General features: G+C 72.2%; 14 protein-coding genes. 6 read left to right on the forward strand and 8 right to left on the reverse strand.

The annotated features are described in order from the left end of the window. Positions 1 to 195: 195 nt before the first annotated feature. Together DWB68_RS01485 and DWB68_RS01490 are read right to left on the reverse strand one after the other, a co-directional pair. Positions 196 to 1,497, reverse strand: coding sequence for an NAD(P)/FAD-dependent oxidoreductase (locus DWB68_RS01485; protein WP_119423357.1), 1,302 nt, complete (start codon positions 1,495 to 1,497; stop codon positions 196 to 198). Beyond that, positions 1,494 to 1,847 carry a bifunctional 3-phenylpropionate/cinnamic acid dioxygenase ferredoxin subunit gene (locus tag DWB68_RS01490; RefSeq protein ID WP_119423358.1) on the reverse strand — a complete coding sequence of 118 codons (354 nt, stop codon included), beginning with the start codon at positions 1,845 to 1,847 and terminating at the stop codon, positions 1,494 to 1,496. The genes DWB68_RS01485 and DWB68_RS01490 overlap by 4 nt, the downstream gene beginning before the upstream one ends. Positions 1,848 to 2,024: 177 nt before the next feature. On the opposite strand from DWB68_RS01490, the gene DWB68_RS01495 reads away from it, so the two are divergent. After that, on the forward strand, positions 2,025 to 2,810 hold the full coding sequence (locus DWB68_RS01495; RefSeq protein ID WP_119423359.1) for an NUDIX hydrolase: 786 nt from the start codon (positions 2,025 to 2,027) through the stop codon (positions 2,808 to 2,810). Positions 2,811 to 2,925: 115 nt separating this feature from the next. Here DWB68_RS01495 and DWB68_RS01500 read toward each other — a convergent pair whose 3' ends face one another. From DWB68_RS01500 to DWB68_RS01510, 3 genes are all read right to left on the reverse strand, one after another. Further along, on the reverse strand, positions 2,926 to 3,423 hold the full coding sequence (locus DWB68_RS01500) for a hypothetical protein (RefSeq protein WP_119423360.1): 498 nt from the start codon (positions 3,421 to 3,423) through the stop codon (positions 2,926 to 2,928). 106 nt (positions 3,424 to 3,529) lie between these two features. Beyond that, positions 3,530 to 4,318: a FadR/GntR family transcriptional regulator gene (locus tag DWB68_RS01505; RefSeq protein ID WP_119423361.1), complete on the reverse strand. Its 789-nt coding sequence runs from the start codon at positions 4,316 to 4,318 to the stop codon at positions 3,530 to 3,532. A 153-nt stretch (positions 4,319 to 4,471) separates the two neighbouring features. Further along, entirely contained in the window at positions 4,472 to 5,131 is a 660-nt protein-coding gene (locus tag DWB68_RS01510; protein ID WP_119423362.1) for a DUF2637 domain-containing protein, read from the reverse strand. Between the two features lie 272 nt (positions 5,132 to 5,403). On the opposite strand from DWB68_RS01510, the gene DWB68_RS01515 reads away from it, so the two are divergent. Genes DWB68_RS01515 through DWB68_RS01525 form a run of 3 tightly spaced genes read left to right on the forward strand, consistent with a single transcriptional unit; the run spans position 5,404 to position 8,421 of the window. Then, positions 5,404 to 7,176 (forward strand): MDR family MFS transporter, encoded by a 1,773-nt coding sequence (locus DWB68_RS01515; protein WP_233548552.1) that lies wholly within the window; start codon positions 5,404 to 5,406, stop codon positions 7,174 to 7,176. Next, entirely contained in the window at positions 7,160 to 7,771 is a 612-nt protein-coding gene (locus DWB68_RS01520; protein ID WP_158588173.1) for a MarR family winged helix-turn-helix transcriptional regulator, read from the forward strand. Before DWB68_RS01515 ends, DWB68_RS01520 begins: the two co-directional genes overlap by 17 nt. 29 nt (positions 7,772 to 7,800) lie before the next feature. Beyond that, entirely contained in the window at positions 7,801 to 8,421 is a 621-nt protein-coding gene (locus DWB68_RS01525; protein ID WP_119423364.1) for a malonic semialdehyde reductase, read from the forward strand. Positions 8,422 to 8,577: 156 nt separating this feature from the next. On the opposite strand, the gene DWB68_RS01530 is transcribed toward DWB68_RS01525, so the two are convergent. Further along, on the reverse strand, positions 8,578 to 9,012 hold the full coding sequence (locus tag DWB68_RS01530) for a VOC family protein (RefSeq protein WP_199700347.1): 435 nt from the start codon (positions 9,010 to 9,012) through the stop codon (positions 8,578 to 8,580). A gap of 211 nt (positions 9,013 to 9,223) precedes the next feature. On the opposite strand from DWB68_RS01530, the gene DWB68_RS01535 reads away from it, so the two are divergent. Both DWB68_RS01535 and DWB68_RS01540 read left to right on the forward strand, forming a co-directional pair. Continuing rightward, positions 9,224 to 9,907, forward strand: a complete 684-nt coding sequence (locus tag DWB68_RS01535; protein WP_119423365.1) for a DNA-3-methyladenine glycosylase I — start codon at positions 9,224 to 9,226, stop codon at positions 9,905 to 9,907. A 239-nt stretch (positions 9,908 to 10,146) separates the two neighbouring features. Next, positions 10,147 to 11,172 (forward strand): DUF805 domain-containing protein, encoded by a 1,026-nt coding sequence (locus DWB68_RS01540; protein WP_119423366.1) that lies wholly within the window; start codon positions 10,147 to 10,149, stop codon positions 11,170 to 11,172. A gap of 89 nt (positions 11,173 to 11,261) precedes the next feature. Here the strand turns inward: DWB68_RS01540 and DWB68_RS01545 are convergent, their stop codons facing one another. Continuing rightward, positions 11,262 to 12,308 (reverse strand): lactonase family protein, encoded by a 1,047-nt coding sequence (locus DWB68_RS01545; protein ID WP_119423367.1) that lies wholly within the window; start codon positions 12,306 to 12,308, stop codon positions 11,262 to 11,264. Positions 12,309 to 12,333: 25 nt separating this feature from the next. Continuing rightward, positions 12,334 to 13,056 carry a TetR family transcriptional regulator gene (locus DWB68_RS01550; RefSeq protein WP_119423368.1) on the reverse strand — a complete coding sequence of 241 codons (723 nt, stop codon included), beginning with the start codon at positions 13,054 to 13,056 and terminating at the stop codon, positions 12,334 to 12,336. Positions 13,057 to 13,143: the final 87 nt, after the last annotated feature.

Here is a 13,143-nt window from a genome sequence, read left to right on the forward strand (position 1 = left end):
AGGGAGCGGCCGAGCGGGCGCGGCGCCACCCCGTGCAGAAAAACCGAGCCTCCCTGAACAATCCGTGCACTCGAGTACACGCAAAAGTCCAGGAAGGCTCGGTTTTTCGCACAGGGGCCGGCCGGGCGCGCCGGCGTCAGCCGCGACAGGCTTCGCTAGCGCACGACGGCGCGTGACCGCGCGGGCGGGCCGGCGTCAGTCCCGGCGCGGCGGCCTCACGAGGTCCTTGGCGGAGACCTCGGGATCGGCGAGCGCCGCGGCGTCCACGGGCTTGGCCCGGTCGATGAGCCGGCGCGCTGCGCGGGCCAGGCGGGCGTCGTCGAAGGTCACGGCGCCGAGCAGCTCGCCGCCGGCGCCCAGCGTGAAGACGCCGCGCAGTCCGCGCGCGTCCTCGCGGCGCACCACGGCGCCGCCCGCCACCGGAGCCTGCGTGCCAACGACCTCCACGTGTTCCCCGTGGCGATCGGACCAGAACCAGCGGGCACCGCGCTCCTCGGGGAACTGCCCGAGCAGCGCCGCGGCCGCGTCCTCGGCCGAGTGCATGGCCGCCTCCCAGTGGGCGTGTTGCGGCAGCGGGGCGCCGGTGGCGTCCACGCCGCGCGCCACATCGCCGATGGCCCAGAGGTTGGGCAGGGAGGTGCGCCCGGCGGCGTCGACGAGGAGACCGCCGCCCGCCTCGGCGCCGGCGGCCTGGGCCCCGGCGTCCACACCCAGGCCGTCGCAGGGCACGGAGCCGGTCGCGATGACCAGGACGTCCACGCCGACCGACTCGCCATTCTCAAGCGTCAGAGTGGCGGCACGCCCAACCGGCTCACCGGGAGCCACCTCGGCCGGGGTCGCCGAACGCACGGTGCCCGTGATCAGCCGAACGCCGCGCGGCTCGTGCTTGGCGTGCAGATGGGCCGCCGCCTCCTCGCCGAAACTCCGCACGGCGGCGGGCGAGCGCGGGCTCACCAGGAGCACCTCGGCGCCGCGCTCGGCCGCCACGGAGGCCGCCTCGGCGCCGACGAGCCCCGCGCCGATGACGCCGACGGTGGCCCCGGGGCGCAGGAAGGGCGCGAGCGCCTCGGCGTCGTCGATCGTGTAGAAGGTCAGCGGAGCCAGCTCGTCCAGCCCCGGCAGCTCGGGGCGGGTCGGGACGGTGCCCGTCGCGAGCACCACCACCTCGGAGAGCAGCCGCGGCCCGTTCTCGAGGAAGACCTCCCAGCCGGCCGCGTCCTCGGAGAGCCGGACCCCGGAGATCTCCTCCACGGCGCCGGCGATGACGGTGATGGAGCGTTCCTCGAACCACTCGGCCTCGCGGAAGCGCAGTTCCTCGCGGCCCATGGCCCCGCGCAGGAACTCCTTGGAGAGCGGCGGTCGATCCATGGGCAGGCCGCGTGGGTCGATGAGCGTGAGCTCGCCGCGGTAGCCGCGCAGGCGCAGCTGGTCCACGAAGGTGTAGCCGGCGGGGCCTCCGCCGATCACGAGGACGGAGGAGGGCTGGGGTGCGCTCACGGGCGGTCAGCGCCCTCGACGGACTCGCCGGGGTGCAGCAGCACGCGACCGTCGACGACCTCGACCTTGTGGGTGCGCGCCGACTCGGTGGCGGGCAGGCACAGGACCTTGCCCGTGCGCAGGCAGAACTCGGCGGCGTGCAGCGGGCACTCGACGCGATCGCCCTCGATCCAGCCGTCGGCGAGCGACGCGGTCTCGTGGGTGCACTCGTCGTCCAGCGCGAAGAACTCGCCCGTCTCGGCGTGGAACACCGCGATGTCGCGGCCGGTCTCGTTGGCGTCGCCGTCCACCACCACGGCCTCACCCTCGGGGATCTCCCCGACACCCGCCACGTCCACGATCTGAGCCATGCCACTCCTGCCTTAGTACTGCCGTGCTCGGCGCCGCGCCCGGAGGATCGGGCGGCGGCGTGCCTTCAGCGTTGAACGCTACCGAAGTTCAACCGGATTCGGGCGTGGGAGCTTCCCCACAGGCGGCACGCACTGCTTAGACTCGGGCAAAACCGACCGATCGTTCAGGAGCAGCGCATGAGCACCCCACCCGCCGTCGTGAAGGACGCCGCGACCGTCCTGTTGCTGCGCCCCGCTCGGGACGCCCAGGGCGTGGAGGTCTTCATGCAGGTGCGCGCGAGCAGCATGGCCTTCGCGGCCGGCGCCGCGGTCTTCCCGGGCGGCTCGGTGGACGCGAGCGACCGCGAGGGGACGGAGGCCTGGGGCGCCATCGCCGGCGCCGACCGCCTGGGCCTCGACCCCACGAACGCCGCCGAGCGTGCGCTGGCCGGCGCCGTGGTGAGCGCGGCGCTCCGCGAGACCTTCGAGGAGTGCGGCGTGCTCCTGGCCGAGGGCGGCGACGGAGCCGTGGCGCCGGGCGATCGCGACGACCTCGCGGCCCACCGCGTTGGCCTCGCCGCCCTCTTGGACGAGCGGAACCTCGCCCCCTTGCTCGGCGCTCTCACGTGCGTTGACCGCTGGATCACTCCGGAGGGCGAGCCGCGCCGCTACGACACGCGCTTCTTCGCCGCCGTCCTCCCGGAGGGCCAGGAGGCCGACGACGCGACCACAGAGACCGCGCGCTCCTTCTGGGTGCGCCCCGCCGAGGCGCTGGAGCAGTTCGCCCAGGGGACACTGGCCCTCATGCCGCCCACGTGGGCGCAGCTCGACCGCCTGTCCCAGGCGAGCACGCTCGCCGAGGCGCTCGCCCCGGCGGTCGCCGAGGTGACCGTTCCCGTGCTCGAGCACACCGACGGCACCGTCGTGGCGCACTTCTGGGGCACCGAGGCGTACCGCAAGGCGGGGAAGCCGCAGCACTCCTGAGGGCGGCCGGGACCGGTTCGGTGCCCGACGGCGTATGCCCGGGCCGGGCGCCCGCCCCGCCTCCCGGCGGGGCGGACCCGGCGCCCCGTTGAGGCGCCGGCCGGGCCGGGCTGACTCAGCGCAGCAGCTGCAGCGGGTGCTCCACGCCCTGGCTCGAGTAGACGGCGGAGCGGATGCTCGTGATCTCCTCGGCCTTGATCTCCACGGTGAACTCGTGGGGCGCCAGGTCGGCCGTGCAGGCACCTGCACCCTTCGGGTCGACGAGCTTGATCGTCAGCACGCCGTCGGTCACGGCGGAGGACTCGATCTCCGGCGGGCAGCTCGAGGAGCCATACAGGGTGACCTTGGCGTTCGTCTCGCCCAGGCTCACGGAGGGCTCGCCCGTCCCCACGGAGGGGCCGGCCGTCGCCGTGGAGGAGGCGGCCGGGCCGGCCGTGGATCCGTCGGAGGCGCTCGGCGACGGCGTGGCGGGGACGGCCGAGTGTGGGGCCGCGAGCGAGGAACCGGCGGGAGCGGGAGACACTCCGCTGAGCGAGGAGGGGCCGCACGCGCTGAGCGCGAGGGCCAGGGCAGAACCGAGCAGGGCAACACCGAGGAGGGGGCGTGTTTTCATGCCTCGACGGTAGGCCGCTCCCCCGTCCAAGCGAAAGGGCACGCAACGGATCGTGACCGGATGCGCCGCGGGCGCCCAGCAACGCAGGCCCGGGCCCCGGCGAAACTCAGGCCCCCAGGCGCGGCGGATGCTCCGGCGTCTCGGGCCGCTTGGCCGTGGTATTCGCGTAGAACCATTCGATGTGCTCGCGCAGCAGGTGCGCGGCCTTGTGGTGCTCGCGCCCGCTCACGGCGTCGAAGATGCCTTGGTGCTGGTGGCGTAGCACGGTCGCGAGCGGCTTCCACTCCTCCTCCGTGGGCACGGCCTCGGAGACCACATCGCCCACGGCGTCCTTGAGCGAGGCCATGACGGCGTCCAGCACCGCGTTGCCGGCCAGCTTGGCCAGGAGCACGTGGAAACGCGTGTCGAGCGCCTGGAACTCGTCGCGCGAGAGCGAGACGTCCTCCATGGTCTCGAGCAGGTCGGCCGCCTCATGCAGGATCTCCTGGCCGCCGTCGGCCCAGAGGTCAAGGTCCACCACGGTCGCGGCCCACGTCTCCAGGAGCGCGCGCACCTCCACGATGTCCTCGACGAGCAGCCCGGAGCTCGCCACGTGCAGGCGCAGCATGTTGGAGATGCCCTTGGCGGGGCGCGAGATGAGCACGGCGCCGGCGCGCGGGCCGGAACCCGTGGCGGTGCGCACGAGGCCCATCACCTCGAGCGTGCGGATGGCGTCGCGCACGCTCGCGCGCGAGATCCCGTGCTCTTCGGCGAGCGCGCGCTCGCCCGGGAGCTGGTCGCCGATGCGCAACCGGCCGGCCCGCATCTCGCTCTCCACCCAGTCGAGGACGCGCACATAGGCGCGCGACGGGGGCGCGAGCTCGCTCTCCGGATCCGGGGCACCTTCGAAGGTCATGCCCCCATCTTGGCCCGTCGGACGCCCCGCGGGCCAAACCACGCCAGGGAGCGCCGGGAACAGACGCAACAAAAGGCCCGACGGCGGGTGCCCACCTCAAGGTGGGCACCCGCCGTCGGGCGGTGGCTACGTGGCGCTACCGCGCCTGGCGGCTCAGGCCTGCTGGGACGCGGGGCGCCCCATGATCTCGGCCTCGAGGGCCTCGAGCTCGGCGTCGAGCGAGGCGAGCTCGGCCTGATGGGCACCGGCCTCCTCGCCCGTGGCGATGGCCTGGGCCATGGCGGCGGCGGCGCTTGCCCGGCGCAGCTCGAGCTCGCGGCGGTACTTCTCGTCCTCGGCCCACACGGCCTCGGCCTCGAGGCGCTTGGCCAGGATGACCTCGGCGCGCTTCTGGTACATGTGCACCGTCAGGTGGGTGATGGCCAGCAGGACGACCGGCGGCATGGCCGCGACGAGCGCCGAGACGATGGTGGGGATGCCGGAGTTCGTGGACTCGACCGTGAGGATGGCGTGCACGGAGTTGGCGGCCGTGGAGACGATCGCGCCGAAGAAGAGCAGCGCCCAGGGGTACCACATGGCGCGGCGGCCGTGGCCGTTGAGGGCGACGATCGCGACGGTGGCGGCGACGATCATGCCGTCAACGATGATGGGCCAGATCCAGGCGAGGCTCGGGCTGATGCCGGAGCGCTCGGCCAGATCGGTCAGGGCCGCGAAGGAGAGCACGAAGGCGCCGACGGCGATGACGACGGTCGCGGCGACGGCCGTCCAGAGGACGCCACGGCCTGGCTCGTTGCGGGGCGCAGTGGTGCTCATCGGGGTCTCCGCTTCTCTTGCAAGCGTGCTTCTCGCACAACGAGCGCCGCTGAAGCAGTGCGTGCAACAGCGGCGCATGGGGGATAGGCCAAGGTCTCGAAATGATCTCGGCGCGGGTTCCATCGTAGGGCCAGGGGAATCGCGAGCCCAGTCATGCGACGTAGCTCACCTTGGTTGTCGCGGGTCAACTATCGGCGTATGGTTGTTCCCAATCAACCAATTTTCGCCGGGGTGACGAGCCCCGGCTTCCGCTTGTGTCTTGAAAGGACGTCATGACGTCTGCTCCCACGGCGACCGGCTCCAAGCCCGGTTCGTCCATGTCGCACCGACAGGTGCTGGAGGCGCTCTCCGGTCTCCTCCTCGGCATGTTCGTGTCGATGATCGCCAACACCGTGGTCTCCACGTCGATGCCCACGATCGTCCACGACATCAACGGCACCCAGAGTGACTACACCTGGGTCATCACGGCCGCCCTGCTGGCCACGACGGTGTCCACGCCCATCTGGGGCAAGCTCGCCGACCTCATGAACCGCAAGCTGCTCATGCAGCTCTCGCTCATCATCTTTGTGGCGTCCTCGGCCATCGCTGGCTTCTCCACCTCCCCCGAGATGCTCATCACCATGCGCGTCTTCCAGGGCCTCGGCGGCGGAGGCATGGCCGCGCTGTCCCAGATCATCATGGCCGACATCATCTCCCCGCGTGATCGCGGCAAGTACATGGGCCTCTTCGGCGCCGTCATGGCCGTCGGCACCGTGGGCGGCCCGCTGCTCGGCGGCGTCATCGCCGACCACATGGGCGGCTTCACGCCCGATGGCATGGGCTGGCGCTGGAACTTCTTCGTGTCCGTGCCCTTCGCGATCGCCGCGCTGATCCTGCTGCAGAAGACTCTGCACCTGCCCAAGCTGGAGAAGCGCAAGGTCTCCATCGACTACATCGGCATCGTCCTGCTCGGCTCCGGCGTCTCGCTGCTGCTGATCTGGGTCTCCATGGCCGGTAGCTCCAAGACCTCCTCCTTCGCGTGGGCCTCCCCGCAGACCGCGTGGATGACCTCCGTCGCCGCCGTCCTGCTGATCGCGTTCGTATTCGTTGAGCTCAAGGTCAAGGAGCCGCTCATCGACATGCACCTCTTCCAGAACCGCACGTTCACGCTCTCCGTGGTCGCCTCGATCTCCGTGGGCCTGGCCATGTTCGGCTCCTCGGTGTACCTCTCGCAGTACATGATCATGGCCCGTGGCGCCACGGCCACGATGGCCGGCATCATGACCATCCCGATGATGGCCGGCCTGCTGGTCATCTCCACCGTGGTGGGCGGCGCGATCACCCGCACGGGCAAGTGGAAGTCCTACGTCGTCATCGGCTCCGTGCTGCTGACCGGCTCGCTCTTCGCCCTCGGCACCATCCACTACGACACCAACTACTGGCTCGTCGCGATCTACATGTTCATCATGGGCGCCGGCGTCGGCATGGTCATGCAGAACCTGGTCCTCGTGGTCCAGAACGCCGTGAACCCACGCGAGATGGGCGTGGCCTCCTCGGCCGTCACCTTCTTCCGCTCCCTCGGCGGCACGATCGGTGTCTCCTGGCTCGGCGCCATGCTGGCGAACAAGATCCCCAGCCTGCTGGGCGACAAGGAGTGGGAGCTCAAGTCCGCCATGGGTGAGCTCGCCAAGACCGACCCCTCGGCGCTGGCGGCCTTCACCAAGGAGTACCAGTCCGGCCAGCTGCCGACCCCGGCCTCCATGCCCGAGATCATCCGACCCATCTTCGAGTGGGTCTACGGCGACGGCATCGCGCACGTCTTCCTGCTGGCCGCTCCCCTGGCCATCGTGACCCTCGTCGCGGTCATCTTCCTGCCGAACCTGCCCCTCTCGAACCAGACCCGCACCGAGCGCGCCGAGTCCGAGAAGGAGGCGGCCCTGGCCGCCGCCACCGTCGTGGCGGATGCCGGCGCCGAGCAGCAGGTGCTGGAGGGCACCCAGGCCGAGCCCGCGCCGTCGGGCGCCGGGGACACCACCACGGGTGGACGGCATGGACAGCGCGACTGATCCCCTGCCCACCGCGCTGAACGCCGCCTGCGCGCCCGGTTCCGCGCGCGCACACGGGGGGATGCCGGCTGAGGGCGAGCAGCTCAGCGAACACGATCGCTCCATCCTGGCGGTGGAGCAGGAGTTCGCGAGGATGGTCGCCGGCGCGCGACGCTCCATGCGGGCCCGGGCCATGGCGATGGATCCGAGCCTGCTCCCCTTCGACTTCAAGGTGGTCGGGGCCCTCTGGCACCACGACGCGCACCTGCCGGAGCACCGCGGGGTCACCTCCCGCGAGCTGACGGACCTGCTGGAGACCGACAAGTCGATGGTCTCCCGCTCCATCAAGCGGCTCGAGGAGATCGGCTTTGTCCTGCGAGAGCAGGACCCACACGACGCGCGGGCCCAGCTCATCCGCCTCTCCTCGGACGCGGCCGAGCGCTACGCCGCCACGAGCCACAAGCAGCGCATGGAGGTCCAGGAACGCCTGCGCTCCTGGAACGTTGAGCAGGTGCAGCAGCTCGCACAGCTGCTGCTCAAGCTCAACGGCCCGCGGCCCGACGAGCCGACGGTGAACGTGCCGGTGAGCCCGGTCGGACACCCCCACCACCCCTGAAGCACCAGCGACACAAGGAACACCCCTTCATGAGCACCACCACCGCCGAGCCCGTCCGCGTCCTCGACGAGGAGGCCCTCGGCCTGCTGTTCACGCACGCCCACACCGCGAACTCCTTCGCCCCCATTGAGGTGCCCGACTCCGTGCTGGAGCGCCTCCACGAGCTCACGGTCATGCCGCCCACGGCCATGAACACCCAGCCGCTGCGCATCCTGTGGGTGCGCAGCCCCGAGGCCAAGACCACCGTTGGCGCGCTCATGGGCGAGGGCAACCGCGAGAAGACGCTCGCCGCCCCGCTCGTTGCAGTCCTGGCCTTCGACGCCGCGTGGCACGAGCACCTCGAGACGCTCGCGCCGTTCCGTGCCGCAGCGAAGGACACCTTCGCCGCCAACGAGCCGATGCGCGTGGGCATGGCCAAGACCAACGCCGCGATCCAGATGGGCTACTTCCTGCTGGCAGCGCGCGGGCTCGGCCTGGACGTGGGGCCGCAGGCCGGCTTCGATGCCAAGGGCATGGACGAGGCCTTCTTCGCCGAAAACGGCTGGCAGTCCTTCGCCGTGGTGAACCTTGGATACCCGGCGGCCGACGGCGCTGGGTACCGCGAGCGCCAGGCCCGCCTGGGCTTTGAGCAGCAGACGCTGACCGTCTGAGGTCTTCCCTCGCGTTGCGAGGACTGCGGAGCACGACGGCGCCGGCGCGGGTTTGTCCCGCGCCGGCGCCGTTTCGCTGTTCCCGGGATGGCAGGGGCTGGGTGGGGAGCGCCGGGCCGGGCCTCTCCGGGCCGGGCAGGACCGGCCAGGTCCGCGCTAGCCCTGCGGCTGCTCCCCGGCGATGTTGACGAACCAGGGCGTGCCGAAGCGGTCGGTGAGCTGTCCGAAGGCGTCTCCCCACGGGGCCAGCTCGAGCGGCATCTCGATGGTGCTGCCCTCGCTGAGCGCCGCCCAGTAGCCCCGCAGCCGGGCCTCGTCCTCCGGGCCGCCGAAGAGGGCCAGGCGCGTCGAGGAGGCGGGCGGGAGCTCCATCTCCTTCGGGGTATCCGAGGCCATGAGCAGGGCCTCGCCGTCCACCGTGAGCTGGCCGTGCATGATGAGGGCGCGCTCCGCCTCGTCCTCGCCCATGCCGAATTCGCCGAAGGTCGTCAGTTCCAGTTCCCCCGAGAAGAGGCCGGCGTAGAACTCGAGCGCCGCGCGGGCGCTGTCGCGGAAGCCGAGGTACGGGGAGAGGTTGCGGTTCACGCTCATGATGGCTCCTAGAAGGGCTGCGCGGTGCGGGCGCCTCGCCTGCTGAGCCGCCGGGGGCGGCCGGCCGGGCGGGCGCGGGTCCGTGGGGGCTCATCCTGACACGGCGGCCGAGGGGCGCGAAAGCCCCTCACAGGGTGCCCAGTGCGGCGTGTTGTTCCCCTGCACGGCCGGGGCGGGCCCGCGGGTGTGGCAGGGGTGAAAGACTCGGGGCATGGCAGACACGATCCCGACCCAGCAGGCGCAGGACCGCCCGGTCGGCGCCCCCGCCCCCGGCGCCGACACGCTCGGCGAGGACGGGGTCCACCGAACCCCCTGGGGCAACGGCGACGCCCTGTTGCGTGAGTACTACGACCACGAATGGGGCGTCCCCGTCACCACCGAGGCAGGCCTCTACGAGCGGCTCACCCTCGAGGCCTTCCAATCGGGGCTCTCCTGGCTCACCATCCTGCGCAAGCGAGAGGCCTTCCGCGCGGCGTTTGCCGGCTTCGACCCCGAGGCCGTGGCGGGCTTTGGCGAGGCGGACGTGGAGCGCCTCATGGCTGACGCCGGGATCGTGCGCAATCGCCGCAAGATCGACGCCGCGATCCAGAACGCAGCGGCCACCCTCGAACTGCGCGCGGACGGCGGTCTCGCCGCGCTGATCTGGCACTTCCGCCCCGAGACCACGCCCCTACCCTGCACGGTCGCCGAGGTGCCGAGCAGTTCCCTCGAGTCCCTGGCCCTCTCCAAGGAGCTCAAGCGCCGCGGCTTCGCGTTCGTCGGCCCCACCACCATGTTCGCCCTCATGGAGGCCGTGGGCATCGTGGACACCCACCTGCTCGGCAGCCACCGCCGCGGCGCTTCCGGGCTCTGGCACGCGGACGGCACCCGGGCCGCCGAGCCCCGGCTGGGCTGAGATCCGGCTGGGCTGGGTCCCGGCGGGACCGGGTCCCGCGCGCTTCCGCCGCGGGTTCTCCTGCCCCGCACCGAGGCTTGCCGCCCGTTACTCACAGGCCCGTTTCTTCCCCCAGAACCGCGCCAAGTGGGGCTCAATATGCCAAGGTTGACTCCAACGAGGCGTGCGGGCGGGCCGCGCCCCGCCTCGGACACGGCGCATTCCGCATCCGGACCGCCACCAACTTCAGGGGGAAGAACATGAGCAACACTCCGAACCACGGCGAGCCGCAACCCGGTTCCGCCCCGCAGCCCGGCGCGTGGGGTCAGCCCGTCCAGCCGCCGGCCGCCGACGCCGCGCAGGCCCCGGCGCAGGGTGCCCCCGGTACCCCGGCCGCTCCCGCCTGGGGCAGCCCGAGCGGTTACGGAGCACCCCAGGCGCAGGCCGCGCCCGGCGGATGGGATCAGCCCGCCGCGCCTACCCAGGCCTCCCCGGCCGGGTGGGACGCGCCCGCCGCCGCGCAGCAGCCCGCCGCGCAGGGCGGCCGGGACGCACCGGCCGCCGCTGCCCCGGCCGCTGGTGCCGCGCCGTCGTGGGATCAGCCCGCCGCGCAGGGGAACCAGGACTGGGCCCAGAGCGGCGCCGCGCAGCAGGGCTACGGCGCCCCGGCCTACGGCGCGCCGGCTGCCGGCGGCTACTCGACCCCCGGTGCCCCCGGCACTGGCGGCGGTTACGCCGTGAACTACGCGATCCCCACGGGCCTGCAGGGCGGCCTCGACGGCGCCACCAACCCGGAGGACCTCACGCGCCCGCTGTACGGTGCCACGTTTGGCCAGGCCATCAAGCGCTTCTTCAAAAACTATGTGAACTTCAATGGGCGCGCCTCGCGCTCCGAGTTCTGGTGGGTCGCGCTGGCCCTCGGGCTCCTGCAGCTCGTGCCCGGCATCCTCTACACGATCGGCGCCGGTCAGGTCGCGGCCACCGCCCTGCAGTACGCCGACTCCAACGGCAACATCACGGACCCGCAGGCCTTGGCGGCCGCCGCGGCAGGGCCCGCCTCGCTCATGATGATCGGCGGCTTGATCATGGGCCTGATCAGCCTGGCGATCATCCTGCCGTTGCTCGGCCTGTACTGGCGCCGCCTGCACGACGCCAACTTCACCGGCCTGCTGACCCTGCTCTTCCTCACGGGCATCGGCGGCATCGTGGTGCTCGTGCTCTGCGCGCTCGAGTCCAAGCCGGAGGGCCGCCGTTTCGACGCCGCCCCGGGCTACGCGGCCTACTGAGCCCGGCCACACCGCTCAACACAGCGACGGCGCCGCCCCACCGGGGCGGCGCCGTCGTTCTGTTTCTTCAGCGCAGGGCGAGCACGGGCTCAGTCCACGCGCTGGAAGGCGAACCAGGCGGGGTTGCCTCCCGTTTCGATGCGCTGGGTGGCCTCGAGGACGCCCGTCTCGCTCACGCGGTAGACGCTCACGCCGCCGGAGGTCTCGCCGCCCACCAGGATGAGGTCGCCGGAGGGGGCCACGGCCGCGGCGCGCGGTCGCTCCTCGGTGCGCACGCTGTTGAGGACGCGGGGCGTGTCCCCGGCCTCGATGACGGTGAGCTTGGAGGTGGTGCGCTCGGTGGTCACCCACAGGGCACCGGAGCGGGCCTGGCGGATCTCTGCGGCCCAGATGGGGCGCTCCGGGACGGCGGCACCGCCGGCCACCCGGGCCACGCCGGTGACCAGGTCGTCGTCGGGCGTCACGATGCTGACCTCACCGGCGCGCGTGAGCGCGCCCGTCTCGGCGTCGCGGGCAAAAGTAATGACCTCGCCGCTCATCTCCGTGACCACGGTGACGCGGCTGCCGTCCGATGAGATCACGAGGTGGCGCGGGCCGGAGCCGGCCGGCTCCACGGCCGTGGCGGGCAGGCGCACGAGCGCGGGCTCATCACCCGCGCCGCGGCGGTAGGCCAGGATCGCGTCGGAACCCAGCGCCGTGGCGTAGACGTGGCGGCCGTCGCGCGTCGTGGCGACGGCATGAATGTTCCTGCCCGCGTCCGCGTCGGTGAAGGTGGGGCGCTCCGTGCAGGGCAGGCCGTCGGCGTCGACGGGCACGCGGGAGAGCGCGGAGTCGTGGTAACTGGCCACGAGCACGGCGTCGCCATCGAAGGCGAGGAAGGCGGCCGAGTGCGGCAGGGCAAAGTCGCCGCGGTGCTCGAGGCGTCCGCCGGCGACAACGGTGAAGACGCTCAGGAGCGGCTCGGGCGTGGCCCGGCCCGCGTAGAGCATGGCGCGCTCGTGGTCGAAGGCGAGCGTGCTGACGCCTTCGACGCCCTCCACCACGCTCAAGCGCCGAAGGGTGCCTCGGTCCGCGTCCAGCGCGTGGACCTCGATGGTCCCCTCCGCACGGCACGCGATAAAGCTATAGGTCGACATTGATCCTCCCGGGTTCCGCCCAAATTTACCCGTTCGCGGGCGCGGTTCCCGCCACGCGGGCCGCGTTGGGCGCGAGTCGTGAGAGGCCCCAGCGCCAGCGCGAGAGCGGAGTGGGGCACTCCTCGGTGGGCCCGAGCGCGTCCCAGGTACGCCACGCGATGCGCTGGGCGGTGAAGACGAACTCGGCCTGGAAGCGGGCGTCCCCCTCGTCGTAGCCCGGGGCGAGCGCCTGCAACACGGCGGCGGCCAGGCGGATGAGCTCGGCGTCCTCGCTGGCCACGTGGGCGCGCAGCGCCGGCTCGCTCTCCATCAGCAAGCCGATGCGGAGGTGCTCCCGGTGGTCCACCTCGTCCTCCGCGATGAGCGCCTCGAGCGTGCCCACGAGCGTGGCCAGGGCGCGCTCGGGGCTCGGCTCGGCGAGCGGGGCGGCAGCCAGGAGGCGTTCGAGGGCCCGGCCCAGATTGCTCTGCCCCGGCAGGATCGCCGCTTCCTTGGACGGGAAGTAGCGGAAGAAGGTGCGCGCCGAGATACCCGCGGCCTCGGCAATCTTGGCCACGGTGGCAGCCTCGAGCCCCTCGCGCTCCACGCATTCGATGGCGGCGCGGTGGACCTCGGCCGCGGTCTCGCGGCGGCGTCGCTCGCGCAGGCCCTCGACCGGGGCGCCCCCGGGCTGTGTGGGCCGCGGAGCCCGCGGCCCCGCCGGGGTGTCGACGGCGTCGCTGGGCTGGGGCGCTGCAGGCAGGGACATGGTCCCTATCCTGCCCCACAGACGACGGGCGCCGACCGTGACCCTTCCCACTGTCCTGACCTCTTATGCCAACTTGGCAGTCTATGA

Source organism: Galactobacter valiniphilus, assembly GCF_003575975.1.
Classification (GTDB): Bacteria; Actinomycetota; Actinomycetes; order Actinomycetales; family Micrococcaceae; genus Galactobacter; species Galactobacter valiniphilus.